General features: G+C 57.4%; 18 protein-coding genes. 9 read left to right on the top strand and 9 right to left on the bottom strand.

Annotated elements, in window-relative coordinates; translation table 11 throughout:
- Window positions 1–37 precede the first annotated feature (37 nt).
- Genes flaF through ACR0NE_RS00675 form a run of 3 tightly spaced genes read left to right on the top strand, consistent with a single transcriptional unit; the run spans window position 38 to window position 1,607 of the window.
- Window positions 38–412 carry a flagellar biosynthesis regulator FlaF gene (gene flaF / locus ACR0NE_RS00685; protein ID WP_170425892.1) on the top strand — a complete coding sequence of 125 codons (375 nt, stop codon included), beginning with the start codon at window positions 38–40 and terminating at the stop codon, window positions 410–412.
- A complete protein-coding gene (gene flbT, locus ACR0NE_RS00680) occupies window positions 412–813 on the top strand; it encodes a flagellar biosynthesis repressor FlbT (protein WP_170398959.1) in 402 nt (133 codons plus the stop codon). Before flaF ends, flbT begins: the two co-directional genes overlap by 1 nt.
- Complete coding sequence (locus ACR0NE_RS00675) at window positions 810–1,607, top strand: DUF1217 domain-containing protein (protein WP_170596777.1); 798 nt, start codon at window positions 810–812, stop codon at window positions 1,605–1,607. Before flbT ends, ACR0NE_RS00675 begins: the two co-directional genes overlap by 4 nt.
- A gap of 119 nt (window positions 1,608–1,726) precedes the next feature.
- Here the strand turns inward: ACR0NE_RS00675 and ACR0NE_RS00670 are convergent, their stop codons facing one another.
- From ACR0NE_RS00670 to ACR0NE_RS00660, 3 genes are all read right to left on the bottom strand, one after another.
- Window positions 1,727–3,286: a DUF427 domain-containing protein gene (locus tag ACR0NE_RS00670; protein WP_170596779.1), complete on the bottom strand. Its 1,560-nt coding sequence runs from the start codon at window positions 3,284–3,286 to the stop codon at window positions 1,727–1,729.
- 90 nt (window positions 3,287–3,376) lie between these two features.
- Entirely contained in the window at window positions 3,377–4,078 is a 702-nt protein-coding gene (locus ACR0NE_RS00665; RefSeq protein ID WP_170398951.1) for a winged helix-turn-helix domain-containing protein, read from the bottom strand.
- The gene (locus ACR0NE_RS00660) at window positions 4,050–4,337 is read right to left on the bottom strand and encodes a hypothetical protein (protein WP_170398948.1); all 288 of its coding nucleotides are present in this window, start codon (window positions 4,335–4,337) and stop codon (window positions 4,050–4,052) included. The genes ACR0NE_RS00665 and ACR0NE_RS00660 overlap by 29 nt, the downstream gene beginning before the upstream one ends.
- Before the next feature lie 175 nt (window positions 4,338–4,512).
- On the opposite strand from ACR0NE_RS00660, the gene ACR0NE_RS00655 reads away from it, so the two are divergent.
- The 4 genes from ACR0NE_RS00655 to ACR0NE_RS00640 all read left to right on the top strand — a co-directional run bounded on the left by ACR0NE_RS00655 (window position 4,513) and on the right by ACR0NE_RS00640 (window position 8,444).
- Window positions 4,513–4,992, top strand: coding sequence for a hypothetical protein (locus ACR0NE_RS00655; RefSeq protein ID WP_170425883.1), 480 nt, complete (start codon window positions 4,513–4,515; stop codon window positions 4,990–4,992).
- A 109-nt stretch (window positions 4,993–5,101) separates the two neighbouring features.
- Window positions 5,102–5,719, top strand: coding sequence for a ribonuclease HII (locus ACR0NE_RS00650; protein WP_170562287.1), 618 nt, complete (start codon window positions 5,102–5,104; stop codon window positions 5,717–5,719).
- Between the two features lie 105 nt (window positions 5,720–5,824).
- Window positions 5,825–6,928, top strand: a complete 1,104-nt coding sequence (locus ACR0NE_RS00645; protein ID WP_170398940.1) for a site-specific DNA-methyltransferase — start codon at window positions 5,825–5,827, stop codon at window positions 6,926–6,928.
- Window positions 6,929–7,061: 133 nt separating this feature from the next.
- Entirely contained in the window at window positions 7,062–8,444 is a 1,383-nt protein-coding gene (locus ACR0NE_RS00640; RefSeq protein ID WP_170398937.1) for an adenylate/guanylate cyclase domain-containing protein, read from the top strand.
- A 74-nt stretch (window positions 8,445–8,518) separates the two neighbouring features.
- Here the strand turns inward: ACR0NE_RS00640 and ACR0NE_RS00635 are convergent, their stop codons facing one another.
- Together ACR0NE_RS00635 and mutY are read right to left on the bottom strand one after the other, a co-directional pair.
- A complete protein-coding gene (locus ACR0NE_RS00635) occupies window positions 8,519–9,655 on the bottom strand; it encodes an alkane 1-monooxygenase (RefSeq protein ID WP_170596781.1) in 1,137 nt (378 codons plus the stop codon).
- Between the two features lie 59 nt (window positions 9,656–9,714).
- Entirely contained in the window at window positions 9,715–10,770 is a 1,056-nt protein-coding gene (gene mutY, locus ACR0NE_RS00630) for an A/G-specific adenine glycosylase (protein WP_480459446.1), read from the bottom strand.
- 81 nt (window positions 10,771–10,851) lie between these two features.
- Between mutY and ACR0NE_RS00625 the strand changes: the two genes are divergently transcribed.
- Complete coding sequence (locus ACR0NE_RS00625; protein WP_170596783.1) at window positions 10,852–11,358, top strand: DciA family protein; 507 nt, start codon at window positions 10,852–10,854, stop codon at window positions 11,356–11,358.
- A 14-nt stretch (window positions 11,359–11,372) separates the two neighbouring features.
- Complete coding sequence (locus ACR0NE_RS00620) at window positions 11,373–12,038, top strand: DsbA family protein (RefSeq protein WP_170406731.1); 666 nt, start codon at window positions 11,373–11,375, stop codon at window positions 12,036–12,038.
- A 38-nt stretch (window positions 12,039–12,076) separates the two neighbouring features.
- Here ACR0NE_RS00620 and lpxK read toward each other — a convergent pair whose 3' ends face one another.
- From lpxK to ACR0NE_RS00600, 4 genes are read right to left on the bottom strand one after another with little or no spacing between them, the layout of a single operon-like run.
- Window positions 12,077–13,075, bottom strand: a complete 999-nt coding sequence (lpxK, locus tag ACR0NE_RS00615; RefSeq protein WP_170596785.1) for a tetraacyldisaccharide 4'-kinase — start codon at window positions 13,073–13,075, stop codon at window positions 12,077–12,079.
- A complete protein-coding gene (locus ACR0NE_RS00610; protein WP_170508919.1) occupies window positions 13,062–14,297 on the bottom strand; it encodes a glycosyltransferase N-terminal domain-containing protein in 1,236 nt (411 codons plus the stop codon). The genes lpxK and ACR0NE_RS00610 overlap by 14 nt, the downstream gene beginning before the upstream one ends.
- Entirely contained in the window at window positions 14,294–15,094 is an 801-nt protein-coding gene (locus ACR0NE_RS00605; RefSeq protein WP_170596787.1) for a 3'(2'),5'-bisphosphate nucleotidase CysQ, read from the bottom strand. Before ACR0NE_RS00605 ends, ACR0NE_RS00610 begins: the two co-directional genes overlap by 4 nt.
- Entirely contained in the window at window positions 15,081–16,427 is a 1,347-nt protein-coding gene (locus ACR0NE_RS00600; RefSeq protein ID WP_170596789.1) for a TldD/PmbA family protein, read from the bottom strand. The genes ACR0NE_RS00605 and ACR0NE_RS00600 overlap by 14 nt, the downstream gene beginning before the upstream one ends.
- Between the last annotated feature and the right edge of the window lie 116 nt (window positions 16,428–16,543).

Raw genomic sequence — 16,543 nt, 5'->3', positions numbered from 1 at the left:
TTGATCGCCCGTTGAAGGACAATTGGAAGGATTTCAAGTGACACCGCAAACGCTTGCTCACCGCGCTTATGCGCAATCTGCTGCACCGACGCGAACACCTCGGGATACAGAGTATGAGGCGATTTCCAGGATTACACATCGGTTGAAGGCTGCTTCCACGCGGAAAACGGCTGATTTCCGAGGGTTCGTTCAAGCCTTGCACGAAAATCGCCGGCTGTGGACTGTGCTGGCAACCGATGTGGCGGATGCGGATAACGGGCTGCCGAGCAATCTGCGGGCGCGGATTTTCTATTTGGCTGAGTTTACCGAACAACACAGCAGCCAGGTGCTGGCGAACAAGGCGACCGTTGAGCCGCTGCTTGAGATCAACATGGCCGTGTTGCGCGGGCTACGTCAAATGAGGGGCAACTGATGGGGGGTCTGGTCCTGAAACTTGCCCCAAAGGAACGGGTTCTGATCAATGGTGTTGTAATCGAAAACGGGGATCGACGCAGTCGGTTTTCGATCATGACACCTCAGGCAAATGTCCTGCGCCTGCGCGATGCCATTCACCCGGAAGAGGTCAACACGCCGGTACGCCGTGTCTGCTATGCCGCGCAGTTGGTTCTGTCAGGCGATACCGAACCTGAGCAGGCGCGCCAGCAACTTCTGCGGCGCGTGGAAGAGCTGAGCCAGGTTTTCACGGATGCCGACAGTCGCCGGGTCCTTGCCAACGCAACTGAAGCATTGGTGGCAGAGCAATACTATAAGTGTTTAAAGGCCTTGCGTTCACTGTTGCCGCGCGAAGAACGTCTGATGGCGTATCAGCAGTGACCTTCCAGCCGGTCATACCTTCAGGTGGTCTGGTTGGCTGGCGCTTTTTGCAGCGTACCTATGATGCGCAGCTTCAAAGCTATTCTGCCTCGGGGATCAATGAACGGGACTCAAGGTATTTTCTAGACAATATCGGCAAGGTCCAGACGGCCGAGGATCTGGTTTCGGACCGACGGTTGTTGCAGGTGGCATTGGGTGCGTTTGGCTTGGAAAGTGATCTCGACAATCGGTATTTTGTCCAAAAAATCTTGTCCGATGGAACGCAGGCTGACGATGCGCTTGCGAACAGGCTGGCCGACGGCAGGTACCGTGATTTTGCCAATGCCTTTGGACTTGGTCCCGGCGATGTGCGCAAGACCGGATTGGTGGACGCCATGGAAAAGATCGCTGACGACAACTTGATTGCGCGATTTGAAATCTCGGTTGGTGAAGCAGATGAATCGATGCGTATCGCGTTGTACACCCAGCATGCATTGCGCGATCTGGCTGGCCAGGGTGGCAGTGAGGACAGAAGGTGGTTTGATCTGATGGGGCTGCCTCCCTTGCGCAATATGATGGAAACGGCATTGGGGCTGCCTGCAGCATTTGCGCAACTGGATATCGACAAGCAGCTTGAGGTTTTCAAAGATCGATTGCAGCGTATTACGGGTTCATCCGATCTGGCGCAGTTCACTGAAAGTGAGGCAATCGAAAAGCTGACCGACACGTATCTGGCCCGCAATCAGATCAATCAAATCCAACAGACGATCTCACCTGCGCAGACGGCTCTGATCCTGCTGGGCGGTGGTTTTTGAACCATTGATGTCTACTAGACACGGTGTGTACGGTATCTCGCGCAAGGCCATAGGTTGACCGATCCGAGATAGTGGGTGGCACAATTTGAGGTTCAACTCTTGCGAAGTGAACTGCCAAATCAGGCATCGGCTGAGGTTTGCAGGGCAAATGATTTGATCGGTTGCGAGACGTTGTGCAGCTTGATCGCCCCTAAAGGGATCGCCTGTTTGCAAACAGGTTCGATATCTTGCGAGACAACAATTCTATGTCCGACGGTTTTGCCATATTCGCCCAATCTGGCAGCGACATTGGCGGCCTGACCGATCACGGTAAAGTCCAACCGTTCGCGTGAGCCCACATTGCCATAGGTGACGCGGCCATAGGCGACACCAATCGAGCAGTCGAAATCATGATCACTTCCGTCACTGCGCAATTCACCCAGTTTTTCGACGATCTCAGTTGCCGAAAGCTGCGCGCTGGATCGGGCTTTGGCGGCATCGTCACCCGCCGGGAAGACGGCAAGAACAGCGTCGCCGATGAATTTCAGAACTTCTCCGTCATGGTCGTGCACGATCCCTGAAACTGTCTCAAAAAACGCATTCAGTAGCTCGATATAGTCATCACGCCCCAGTTTTTCTTCCAATGCGGTTGAATTTCGAAGATCGCAAAACATGATCGCCGCATCTATGTCATCGCCATCACCGCGGCGAATCTCGCCCCCCAGAACGCGCGCACCGCTGCGCTTGCCTACATAGGTTTCCAGCAGAACCTGCGCGTTTTCGCGCTGCATGAAGACCTCGTAGAACCGCGCGATGACAGTAGAGCATTCAAAAACCAGACCCAGGTTCTCGGTCGTGAACCCATCGGGATGATCGCAAGTCAGGGTCAGGACATTCGTCCGCCCATCCGAGAAAGGCAGTGGCATGGCAACGTAATCGGTGGCCCCTTTTGCGCGCAGGTCTTCGATGATCGGAAAGCTGTTATGCGGATTGTCGTTGTTCAGGCGCTGGCGGACACCACCCAACCCGTTTGAAACGTGACGCAGAGGGCTATTGGTAAAGGCAGGGTGATCATGAATTTCATAGGTCGGAGTGTGGGTCGAAATCTCAGCCGAGTCTTTCTCCCAGATATAGTGTTTGCCTGCGATCAGCGGATGCAGCGACCAGACCAGAATGCTTAGGCGTTGAATAGCGATGCCATGTTCCAGCATTTTCTCGGCCAGCGTTTTTGTAAAGGCATCAGGAGTGTTCATTTCGGACGCACCGCGCATCAGCCAATCGATCAGGGGGCCGCTGATATTGCCATCGTCGGGTTGACGCAGTTGGTTGTCGCCGAGGTCGATCCGCGTCGCGGTATCCGGCATGAATCCAATATGGCCCTGAATGGCCGCGCTTTCAGGGAAGGCGTCTTCATAAGCCCAAATCGAGTTCGTAAGGCGCTCTTCCGGTAGGCTAATGTCGTGATAGGTTGCGGTACCCTTGAAGGGGCAGAACGTCTGCAATTCGGTCTCAGGGCTGAGTTCGACGCACAGGTCTTCGCGCGGAACATAGATCGCGGGAGGTAGCCGCGTTTCGTACATCACTTTGGCGTTGTGGCTTTCGGCCAGCAGTATATCACCACGGTAGATCGCGATCCGTCCCTGCAGCGGCTCAACTGATATCCCATAGCCTTTGACATTCGGTGTGGCATGGACGTTCATCTGCAACCTCCCTTGGCCAAGCCCTTATATCATGGGTCTTGAGGGCGAGAATTCCAAGATGCGCACGTAGATTTTACCGCAATGGCATCCTCAGACCATTTGAATAACGTCTTTCTCAATCGATAGCATATAGCCCTTCTTGGCGATGTTCTTCACCAGCAGCTCACTGACCATCTGATTTCCCAAGGCGTCGCGCAGGCGCTTGATCCGGGTTGCCCCGGCGGCCTCATCGCAATCTGCAGCGTTTCTGCCCGAGATCATCGCTTCGATCTGGGCACCCGACAGGACCTCGTCATCCAGCCGGGATTCAGCCAGAACCGAAAGCGTTTCCATCGCGGCGGGGGTCAACTTAAAATCCATGTTGTTGAGATAAACGGTATTCTCTTCACGGCTGATCAGCAGGGATGTTACCTGGATCCCCGTCCGCTCAATCTGGGCCATGCGGCGGTTCAGCAGAACCAGCATGACCAGAAAAACAAGCGCGGTGATCAGCATGGCGCTGGCAAAGACCAACAGCACGAAGATGACCATTCGATAGCTGGATAGCGTATCGGCAAAGGCGGTGCCCGATTGCGCCAGAATCTCGAGCAGACGGATTTCCGATTGCGAGGTCAGGTCAGCCTCGACAAACAGCCGTTCAACCCGCGCGTTGAAGGCATTTGCGTCCGGTAGCGTCCAGAACAGGAAAACCGCTGCAGTCACCAGGATCGCGACGATTGCCGCAATCCCCAGACCAACCAGCCGAACCCCCGAACGACGCGCCTCAGTAACGGAGATAGTATTTTCCGGCATTGGCCTTCCTTTGATCCAATCCACCCGCCTCGAAAACGGTCATCACGTTCAGCAGGGTCCAGCCGTTTGATTTCAGCCGCTTGGCGACTTCTTTCCGGGCCGAGCCTTTATCGCAGCTTGAGACCTGCATGACGCCATAGTGCAGGCGTAAGGGATTGTCCTGCTTGGCCTTGTAGTCGGCATAGCAATCTGCCGCGATGGCTTGCGACCCAACCGATATCAGGGCCGTCAGAGCCAGAGAAGAGAGGATCTGTTTCATGGGCTGCATCCTGCGCATGGGTTGGGTGGATATTCAATAACCTCAGGGGGTTTGTGGTGCTGATATTGAATAACGGTATGCCGTTATTGCTTGTCTGAACGGGGTGGTCGCAGTGTCAGGTTATCAATTCCGCGGTCGGTAACCGGCCTGCCCATTATCCGAAAGGACACGCATCATGCACCGGAAATTTATCGCTCTGATCATAGCAACCGCCGTCGCCATCACGGGGATCTCGGCGTCGCAGGCACGGGCGGCAGATACCCGAGATATTCTCGGCGGATTGGCTGCGATCGCGCTCATAGGTGCTGCGGTCAACCACTATCATCAGGAGAAAAAGCGCGACGAAGAGGCAGAGCGCCGCAAGCGTCACAAGCAGGCTGAAGCCAAGGCGAAGAAGGCCAAGAAAAAACATGCTGTACGCCCGTTGCCAAAGCGCGTGGCCCGTTATGACCTACCACAGCGTTGCCTGCGCACGTTCAATGCCTATTCGAACAAGCGTCCGCTGCTTGGGCCGAATTGCCTGAAGAAGTACTATAAACATGCCGATAGCCTGCCACACCAATGCAAGGTTGGTTTCTGGAATGGTAAAAAGGTAAAACGGGCATACGAACCCGCCTGCCTGCGCCAGAAAGGATACCGTGTCGTTTACCAGTAACAGGTTTCGAGCAGGAGTGGCGCCATAGAAGCGCCGCGCGGGAGAGGGTGGCGCAAGCTGCCCTCTCTTTTTTCTTGCGAAGCGCTACGAAACGCGATTTGCCAAGGGTATGATGACACCTGATTATGAACTCGAACGGGCTTTGCTGGCACGCGGATATACCCGAATTGCCGGGGTGGATGAGGTTGGGCGCGGTCCGCTGGCCGGCCCGGTTGTAGCCGCAGCGGTTATTTTGAACCCGGATGACATTCCCGCTGGGTTGAACGATTCAAAAAAACTGACGGCCAAGCGTCGCGGCGGTTTGGATGAGATATTGCGCGACCGGGCAGAGGTCGCGGTGGCCGAAGCCACGGTTGCAGAGATCGATGAGCATAACATCCTGCGCGCCTCGCATCTGGCGATGGTACGCGCGGTAGCTGCGCTGGACCCGGCTCCGGATTTCTTGCTGATTGATGGCAACATGATCCCGCGCGGTATGAAATTACCCTCGCAGGCGGTGGTGAAGGGCGACGCACGGTCGGTGTCGATTTCGGCAGCGTCGATCATTGCAAAAATCTGGCGTGATCAGCTGATGGTGGATTTGGCGCAACAGCATCCCGGCTATGGGTGGGAGGCGAATGCCGGATATCCGACAAAACAGCACCGCGAGGCGTTGCAAAATCTTGGCGTGACCCCACACCATAGACGTTCGTTCAAACCGGTCCACAATATCTTGTATCAAGAGTAAATCGTAAGTCGCTGATTCAAAAAAGAAATTGACGGCGAATCATCTTTGACTCATCCTTGTCTCAACCAAATGAGCGCAAAAGCGCCGTGGAACTGAGGCAGTGATATGACCACAATAAAGACAAAGGGCGCAGCCGCGCTCCCTTTAAACACGATTCTATCCGGTGACTGCATCGAGGCGATGAACAGTCTGCCCGAGGCGTCGGTTGACCTGATTTTTGCGGACCCCCCATATAACTTGCAGCTGAAAGGTCAGTTGCACCGGCCCGATAATTCTCAGGTCGATGCGGTCGATGATCACTGGGATCAGTTCAGCAGCTTTGGGGCTTATGACCAGTTCACGCGGGAATGGTTGAAGGCTGCGCATCGTCTGCTGAAGCCCAATGGTGCGATCTGGGTGATTGGGTCTTATCACAACATTTTCCGCGTGGGTTCCGCCCTGCAGGATGCGGGTTATTGGATTCTGAACGACGTTGTGTGGCGTAAATCCAACCCGATGCCAAACTTCCGTGGCAAGCGGTTTACCAATGCGCATGAAACAATGATCTGGGCGTCCAAGCGCGAAGGGGCCAAATACACGTTTAACTACGAAGCACTGAAAGCGCTGAACGAAGGTGTGCAGATGCGCAGCGATTGGGTACTGCCGATCTGCACCGGGCATGAACGGCTCAAGGACGAAAACGGCGACAAGGCGCATCCGACGCAGAAACCGGAATCACTGCTGCATCGCGTGTTGATTGGTTCGACCAATCCCGGTGACGTGGTGCTGGATCCGTTCTTTGGCACGGGCACCACAGGTGCTGTAGCGAAAATGCTGGGGCGTGAGTTCATTGGGATTGAGCGCGAAGAAAGTTATCGCAAGGTGGCTGAAAAGCGTATCTCAAAGGTCCGTAAGTTTGACCGCGAAGCGTTGGAAGTCAGCGCTAGCAAGCGCGCTGAGCCGCGCGTGCCCTTCGGCCAATTGGTCGAACGCGGTATGCTGCGCCCGGGTGAGGAACTGTATTCGATGAACCAACGCCATAAAGCCAAGGTCCGCGCCGACGGGACTCTGGTAGGGCAGAACGTCAAAGGTTCGATCCATCAGGTTGGCGCGCATCTGGAAAATGCACCGTCTTGTAACGGCTGGACCTATTGGTGCTTCAAACGCGATGGCAAAACCGTGCCCATCGACGTGTTGCGTCAGCAGATCAGGGCCGAATTGCATAACTGAATACCGCCGGTGCCTGTGGCCTGACACAAGGCACTACGCCTTGCCCCGCCGTTACCGGCGGGGTCTTTTGTTTTTGCCTGTGAGATGATTGCATAGGGCAGCCCCTGACAGCCCTTTTTGGGAGATAAAGGCAATGACCGAGACCACCGCCAGTCAATCCCGCCTTAGCCGGTTCTTTGTTACGCAACCGGACAACTTCGATCTGGACAACAAATATACCGAGGCGGCACTGGAACGACACAAGCGAGAGGGCCTTGAACTGGCTGTTCGTGCACGCTGGATCGCGATGGCGTTGACCGGGCTGTTGCTGATCTATCTGAATCCCCAGTGGGAGGTCTTATGGTACCATTTCATCCTGCTTCTGATCTGCGCCAATGGTTGGCTGATCCAACGCGCGGGTCGTGTGGGGCAATCCCGGACCGAGTTGCTTTTGATCTTCGTCGATCTGCTGATCATGACGCTGGGGATGATTGTGCCCAACCCGTTCAGCGACGATGTGCGACCACTGGCGATGCAGTATCGGTTCGACAATTTTCAGTATTTCTTCATTATCCTGGCAGCAGGGACGCTTGCCTATTCCTGGCGCACTGTCATTGCGATCGGTTCGTGGACGGCGATGATGTGGACGGCTGGATGGGTGATCGCTTGGTGGGTCGCCACCCCGATCCCCGGGATTAGCGAGCGTGTGGCCGAGGCTTTGTCAGGCTACCCGGATGTGGCCGAGTTCATGGATCCCAACAGTTTCATGCCAACCCTACGCATCCAGCAGGTGATCGTTTTTGTCATGGTCGCAGTGACGCTTGGGGTGTCGATGCGCCGCCTCAATCGCTTGCTGATGTCCAATGCTGGGCTTGAACGTGAACGTGCTAATCTGTCTCGATACTTTTCGCCGAATGTGGTGGATGAGCTGAGCCAGAACGACGAACCTCTGAAGCAGGTCCGCAAAGAGGATATCGCGGTTCTATTTATCGACATCGTTGGCTTTACCAAGTTTTCGGCTGGCCGTGATCCATATGAGGTTATTGAAGTTTTGCGTGGTTTCCACGCCCGAATGGAGACCGAGGTGTTTCGCCATCACGGAACACTCGACAAATACTTGGGCGATGGGCTGATGGCCACGTTTGGAACCCCCGTACCCGGAGAGCTGGATGCAAGCAATGCACTGGCGTGCGCGCGGTCCATGGTCGAGATGATCGACCGTTGGAATTTGGAGCGCAAGCGCGCGGGTGAGCCAGAGATTCGGATCGGGGTCGGGGTTCATTATGGCTCGGTCGTACTGGGGGATATCGGTGCAAACCGGCTGGAATTTGCAGTGATCGGCGATGCGGTGAATGTTGCCGCGAAGCTAGAGGCTCTGACGCGCGATTTTCAAGCGCGCATCATTGTCAGTGATGCATTGCGGTCTCAGGCTCTAAGCGAGACGCCAAATGCGCAAGACATGATGACCGGGTTTGCACAGCACTCGGACCAGCCTGTTCGCGGTGTTACAGCCCCGATGGATGTCTGGGTGCTGTAGCAACCAGGGCTCCCGCCTGTCTGCAGCGCATCAAAGATGCGATCCTTCCCGTTGGGCCGGGCAGCGCGCTGCAGTCAGGTGCGAGGGGCAGGGTTGTGCGCTTTGTTGTAAGGCTTCCAGTTGGTGATTTCGGGATAGTATTGACGCCGCCAAGCGCGGACCCTCGGATTCATGATACGCCGCCACAAGGGCGGGATCATCGCGGCAAGGGTCATGACCGGATATCCATGAGGCAGTTGCGGCGCTGCGTCCTGCGTATGGTGTTGCAGCAATGGAAAGCGCCGGTTTGGCTTGTAGTGGTGGTCCGAGTGGCGTTGCAAGTTTATCAACAACCAATTCGAGGCCTTTTGTGACGCGTTCCAGGAATGGCGCGGGTGCACATGCTCATATTTGCCATCGCCCAGATATTTGCGCGTCAGCCCGTAGTGCTCGACATAGTTAACAAGTTCAAGCTGCCAGATGGCGGTGCCGGCCTGTACCAAAAACAGGCCTAGCCCTGCCCATCCGCCGATCAGAAATGCTAGCAGCAGCATGGCTCCTTGAAGGCTCCAATAGCGCCAGAACGGGTTTGCCGGGTCGGTCCAAGGGCGGTCTTTGCGGGCCAGTTTTTCCCGCTCGGCGCGAAAGGCTGAGATGAGGCTTTGGCGCAGAACGCGCGGATAGAACCGGTGGAAACCTTCGTTGTAGCGAGCGGTTACCGGATCACGCGGAGTTCCGACGTAGCGGTGGTGAACCAGCAGGTGCTCGGACCGGAAATGGGAATAAAGGACCATCGACAACAGTAAATCGCCCAGCCAGCGTTCCAGTTTGCCTTTCTGATGCATCAGCTCGTGGCTGTAGTTGATCCCGATCGTTCCGGAAAGGACGCCCATGCCGAAGAACACGCCGATTTTTTCGACCGAGCTCATATCTACGGCTCGGGTAGTGTACCAGATCAGCCCATAGAGCGTAAGGAATTGCACAGGTGCCCAGGCTTTGGTCAGCCAGATATACCATTGCAGCCCCGCATCTGGCGTGTCCGGGTCGGCGTTTTCAAGGTTTAGGCCGGTCAGCCGGTCAAGCACCGCAAAGACCCACCATGTCGAAAGCGGTACAAGCAGGACCCACCATCCGCCTGCCGTAGTGGTCATCCAGATCAGTGGGATCAGGAGATATGAGACCCAAAAGGGAAGGGCGGATTGCCAGCGAGACAGGGTGTCAGATGCGATCATGTTGAGGCTCCGAAACGTTGGCGGCACCGTAGACCGCGCACTGGGCTTTGCCCAGCAGTCTATTGGCCGCGCCAGAGGTCAAAAGCCTTGCGCATAACCGTGGGCAGGTCGCTGGGCCTGAAATGGTGTTTGTCCATGACTGTCAGACCGTTCGGATCGCAACCGTCTGGCAATTCGGTTGTCCAAATACGCAGGATCAGGTGAAAGTGGGTGAAGGTGTGTCTCACTTCACCGGGGATTTCGTGCCATCGCGCCGGGAACGGAGGGCTTTCCAGCGGTGTTTCGGACCAGTCCGAGCCAGGCCAGCCCAACATTCCGCCCAGCAGACCCTTGTCGGGGCGGCGTTCCAACAGCAGGGCACCATCTCCGCGTTGGGCGATGTAGATGTGGCCCAGCCGGGTGGGTTTGGGCTTCTTGGGCGTTTTTTGCGGCAGTTCCACCTGCGTCCCCGCCTTCCGCGCCAGACAGGCCGCATGTAGGGGGCAAATGCCGCAGGTCGGAGATTTTGGAGTACAGATCGTTGCACCCAAATCCATGACAGCCTGCGCGTAGTCTCCCGGTCGGTGCTGCGGGGTCAATGCCGCGGCTTTTTCCTTTATCATGGGTTTTGAGGCGGGCAGGGGTTCGTGAATATCATAGAGCCTTGCCATGACCCGTTCAACATTGCCGTCCAGGACAGTTTCGGGCCGATCAAATGCGATGGCTGCTATGGCCGCCGCCGTATAGGGGCCAACGCCCGGCAGTTCCAGTAGTGCATCGTAATTGTCGGGAAACTGCCCGTTATGCGCAGACGCAACCACCCGCGCGCATTTCAGAAGGTTGCGGGCGCGGGCGTAATAGCCCAGGCCAGCCCATTCCCCCATGACTTGATCATCTTGTGCGTTGGCAAGCGCTTCGACGGTTGGCCAGCGCGTGGTGAATCGAATGAAATAGTCGCGAACGGCGGCAACGGTCGTTTGTTGCAGCATCACTTCGGATAACCAGACGCGGTAGGGGACTGGCGCTACGCCTGCGGCACGCGCTGCCGGGCCGATACGCCACGGCATTTCACGTGCGTAGCGGTCGTACCAATCCAGCAGCGTATTGCTCAGGTCAGATTTGGTGCAGTCACGCAAGTTTTATGTAACTCTCTGTCGGGTTTCACTGGCGTCCGGTTATCAGCCTATTACAATAGCGGCGCAGGAGTTGGAAACCAGATGCAACGCAGACGTTCCTCGACCCGCGGGTTCAAGCGCACCGCCACTTTGCTGAACGACCGGATCAGGCAGGCCGGGGAAAGCCGGGGATTTGCCGTCTCGCGCCTTTTGATCCATTGGGCCGAGATTGTGGGCCAGGACATCGCGTCGATCGCCCGGCCGGTGAATGTGGGATACGCCAAGGGTGGCTTTGGCGCGACGCTGACGGTGCTGACCACCGGGCCGCAGGCGCCAATGCTGGAGATGCAGAAAGAACAGCTGCGCGACAAAGTGAATGCGGTCTATGGTTACAACGCGATCAATCGGGTGCGTATCACCCAGACCGCGCCTACCGGATTTGCTGAGGGGCAGGCGAGTTTCGATCACAAACCGAAACAGACGAAACCGGTTGTTTCACCAGAAATCGCAGCTGAGGCCGACAATGTGTCGCGCGCGGTTGATGATGAAGATTTGCGCGCGGCCCTTGAACGTTTGGGCCGCAACGTTTTATCCAGACAGAAACGCTAAGAAAGGGCTGATGAATGAGCCGGATTGCAACCGTAATATGTGCGGCTGTCGCCGTGGCCGCTGGCGGCTATTGGCTGACAACGTCGAGTAACACGATCCCTTCGAACCCGCTTGTTGGTGCTGCTGAGGCGCAAGAGGCGGATTTGGACACCTCGACCATCGTCGAGATGGTGCAGGGGGCCGAAGACGCGCCAGTCGAGATCATCGAATATGCATCGTACACCTGCCCGCACTGCGCGAATTTCCATCAGGGCGCGTACAAGCAGCTCAAAAAGGACTTCATCGATACCGGCAAGGTAAAGTTCACTTACCGCGAGGTGTATTTCGACCGCTATGGCCTGTGGGCCTCGATGGTCGCGCGCTGTGCAGGACCTGACAAGTTCTTTGGCATCACCGACCTGCTGTATGAAGGCCAGTCGGAATGGACCCGTGCCGGAGGTCCTGCCGAAATCGTTGATGAACTGCGCAAGATCGGGCGTCTCGCTGGCATAGACAATGATCAGCTTGAGGCTTGCCTGCAGGACGGTACCCGCGCGCAGACACTGGTGGCCTGGTATCAGGAAAATGCCGAACGCGATGGAATTCAGGCGACGCCTACTTTCGTCGTGAATGGGAAGAAGGTTGAAAATCAGCCTTATGACGACTTCAAGACGCTGATCGAAGCCGAGCTTGGCAGCTAAATCCTGAATGGTCAGCCTGTTTTGGGCTGGCCATCTGCCTAAGGTGAAGGCGCGGCCTTCGCCAACAACTCTTTGACTTTGTCATCCCGATTGATTTGCAACCGAACCGGTAGGGTCAGAACTTTGCTGCGGAAAGTGGCGGGCAGGCGCACGGCGTCTTTCTCGGTTGTCACCAGTTGCGCGCCCAGTGCTTTGGCCTCGTTCTCAAGCCGTGCCATCAGTGCTGAAGTCAGTAGTTGGTGATCATCCAGTGCTTCAGCACGCAGCAGTTTCGCGCCTTGCTGTCGCAGAGTTCCAAAGAACTTGTCCGGATATCCTATGCCCGCAAAGGCCAGAACGGGTGTATTGTTCCAGTCCATTCCGGTTTGGAGCGGATACACCTCGCCGGTGGCGTGTGGGACCGTCAGGGCAGGTTCCCATCTTTCTGAAAATGTTGACTGCGCTGCGGCGTCCCCAAGCGACAACACGAGATCGGCACGTTTCAATCCAACGGCCACGGGCTCTCGCAGTGGACCGGCAGGCAGGCAAAGGCCATTGCCAAATCCGCGCTGCGCATCCACTACGATGATCGAAAAATCCTTGGCAACTGCGGGGTTCTGAAAACCGTCGTCCAGCACGATCGCGGTCGCCCCTGCCGCTGCGGCTGCCTGCGCGCCCGCTGCACGATCTTTGGCGACCCAGACCTCGGCAAACGCGGCGAGCAACAGGGGTTCATCCCCGACCTGAGCCGCTGTGTGTTTGCGCGGGTCGACCTGCACCGGGCCTTCCAGCGAGCCACCATGGCCTTTGGTCACGACATGGGGTTGATGCCAGGTATCCCTCAAATATTCTAAAACCCAGATCACCGTCGGTGTCTTCCCTGTGCCACCGGCATTCAGGTTGCCAACGCAGATAACCGGTACGCCCGGCGAGATGCCTTGCCCGCTCGCCACGCGACGGGCGGTTGCAGCGGCATAGAGGTGACCAAGCGGCGCCAACAGCCTGGCGCGCAGATCCAACCGATCAGGGGCTGAGTTCCAGAAGTCAGGTGCCCGCATCGTCACGCCCTCGCCGGTCCAGTGTATCCTGTACCATATCGATCAGTTGGTCCGCCTGTGGAGCCCCTTCGGTGACAATCCGCCATCCGGCCAATGCCATGTCTGCTGTGCGGTCAGGTGCCAACAATTCGACAACGCCATCGCCCAACTCTGTTGCGGTTCGTATCTTCAACGCGGCTTTTGCCTGCCCCAATCTGTCATAGAGACTGCGATGCTTGCTGACATGAGGCCCATGGATTACGGCAGATCCCAAGGCGACTGCGGTCAGAGGGTCGTGCCCCCGCGCCCCGCGTTCCAGTGAACTTCCCATGAAGGTAACTGCGGATACACGATGCCAAAGGCCCAGATCCTCGGGCTCGGCCGTTAGAATCACTTGTGTGGTGTCTTCGATTGGATGGCCTTCATCCCAGTTGGCGCATCGAAGGTCCATCGCTTCGAGGCGTTTAAACAAGGGCGCTGACTCGGACATATCCGCCACATGCAGGACCAAAGCCAGACGTGGCAGCATCCGCAAGGCCTGACGATGGGCCGTCAGAACCGAGATGAATTCCTTGTCCTGAACCCATGCGGCCAGCCAAACTGGGCGCCCGGCCATTGTGTGAGTGGTCTCGATCAATTCATCTTCGGGCCAGGGCTCTGGGTTGGGGCTGATATGAAGTGGTGGCGCGACCGAGATTTTTGCCGAGTTCACTCCCAGGCGTCGGATTTGGCGTGCGCTGTCATCATTGGGCGCAAGTATCGCTGTAAAGCAATCCAGCGTGTATCGCGTGATATCAGGTAGCCAACGTCCACCCCTTGCGGTTTTCACGTCGACCACAGCCTCAAGCAAAATTAGCGGAATGCCCCGCTCCTGTGCGCGTGTTATGACATTGGGCATCAGCCCACCGCCAAACCACAGCCCCATATCAGGGCGCCAGTGATCCAAGAACGTGCGCGCCGCGCCGGTATGCTCGGCGGGCAGCATTGTGATCGGGGTATCGCAATCTTCCCAGTCCTTCAGATCAACATCGGGTGGGGCGGTCAGCAACAGCGAAAGTTCTGGTCGCACAGACAGCAGCCGACGGCAAATATTGTCGACGGCCCGCAACCGATCGGGTGTACTGACATGGACCCACAGAAGTTCACCTTCCGGGCGCGCAATCTCGGGGTGACCCGTGCTTTGCGGGACGCCCCAGGACAGGACTCGATAGGCCGCAAGGCTCAGAGATCGCGGCTTGCTCATGCCGGAATTCCGGCCCCATTCGGGTTAAGTCGGGTCTGAAGGTCCGAATGCACCGCTGAACCTGCCGCCACCACGCCGTTCAGGCGCGGGTGGGTATTGTTGAAGCGCAGAGGTTGCCCCAAACGATCGGTACAGAGCCCGCCTGCCTCACGCAGGATCAGATCTCCGGCGGCGATATCCCATTCCCAACTGGGTCGCAACGTCAGCATCCCGTCAAACCGTCCCTGCGCAACCAGCGCCATCCGATAGGCCAGAGACGGGCGGTATACACGGCGAAAGTCAGGGGCAGCACCGGATTGCCAGTGGCGCGGATCTAGATTGGGTTTTGCCGCCAAAATCTCGGCTTCGGGCAGGTGTGCTTGACCTGATACTTGGATGGCCGCGCCATTCAGCGTTGCACCTTGCCCTTTTGCAGCCGCATAAAGCAGATCACGTAATGGCAGGTAGATGACGGCTGCCGTGACCTCACCGTTCTCGGTTACGGCCAGCGAATGGGCCCATGTGCGTGATCCCTCGGCGAAACTTCGGGTGCCGTCGATAGGATCAATGACAAAGACTCGATCACGGGCCAGACGATCGGGTGAATCCTCGGTCTCTTCGCTCAGCCAGCCATAATCCGGGCGGGCCGCCTGCAGATCACGTTCAAGCATCGCGTTGACGGCCAGATCGGCCTCGGTCACCGGGCCTGCGCCTTCGGGTTTATCCCAGCGCTGGGCATCAGGACCCGAATAGCGCGTGGCGATCTTCCCGGCCTCAAGCGCAGCGTCGATCAGCAGGGGCAGGTCAGTTGCCGGCAAGTGTCATCCCTTCGATCAACAGCGAGGGTACAACGCGCGATAGGTAAGGCCGCGCATCGTTTGCCGGAATGATTCGCATCAGCATGTCGCGAAGATTGCCAGCGATGGTACACTCGTTGACGGGATGGGTGATCTCGCCATTCTCAACCCAAAATCCCGAAGCGCCGCGTGAATAGTCGCCGGTATTCGGATTGATGGTCGATCCGATCATCGAAGTGACCAAAAGCCCAGTACCCATGTCGCGCAACAACTCGGCGCGGGTCTTCTCGCCTTGCGTCAGGCTTAGGTTCCAGTTGCTGGGCGACGGCGGCCCGGATACGCCGCGCGCTGCGTTGCCGGTCGAGGTCATTCCCAATTTGCGGGCGCTGGACAGGTCTAACGTCCAACCGGTCAGAACGCCATCTTCAACGATCGCCCTGCGCCGTGTTGCCAGCCCTTCGGCATCGAACGGGCGCGAGCCTGAAATGCGCGGGCGATGCGGGTCTTCAATCAAAGACAAATGTGCCGGTAGAACCTGTTGCCCAAGGCTTTCCTTCAGCCACGAGGCCCCGCGGGCTATCGCCGCGCCATTGCTGGCGGCCAGCAGATGGCCGATCAGGGATGATGAAATCCGTTCGTCGAACACCACCGGAAAACTGCCGGTCTGGGGCTTGCGTGCTCCCACGATCTGAACCGCACGTTCACCAGCCGTGCGACCAATCTCGGCGGGGCTGCGCAGGTCAGACTGAAAAGTCCGGCTGTCACCGTCATAGTCACGCTCCATTCCCGTCCCTTCGCCGGAAATGGCGACGCATGAGGTTGAACGGCTGCTGCGCATGTAGCCACCCGAAAAGCCGTTTGTCGCGGCAAGATGGACCCGGTGGGTACCATAGGCGGCCGCAGCATCTGACACCTGTGAGACTCCCGCAACGTCCAGCGCTGCTGCCTCTGCCGCCAGTGCATCCTGCATCAGAGCTTCAGCGCTGGGTTCAGGGGCTGGGTCAAACAGCTCCAGCGCGTCGATATTACAGTTGGCGACCAATTGGTCAGGCGCGGCCAAGCCGGTGAACGGATCTTCCGGCGCTTCCCGTGCCATGGCCACGGCGCGCTCGGCCATCGCGGTAAGCGTATCGGGGCGACTATCCGAACTGGATACGATTGCCTGCTGTTTGCCAAGGAAGACCCGCAGCCCTAGATCGGTCGCTTCCGAGCGTTCGGCATGTTCCAATGCACCACTACGTACCTCCACAGAAACGGATGAGCCATCAATTACTATGGCATCCGCTGCCTCGGCACCTGCCTTGCGGGCTGCATTCAGCAGCTCTTCACTGATTGTTTGAGGTGTTCGCGTCATGAGGCCTCCGGTCTTGTTGTTCTGGACCTAGCCTCGGATAGCCTGTCCCGCAAGGCCTGCAGCCCACTGGCTTTATGTGCCTCGGGCGGGAAAGGCCAGCGCAGCGGCCTTTCCCG

This window comes from Ruegeria sp. C9 (genome assembly GCF_056537585.1).
The sequence above is the reverse complement of the archived record's forward strand: the minus strand, read 5'-3'. Positions and strand labels throughout refer to the sequence as shown.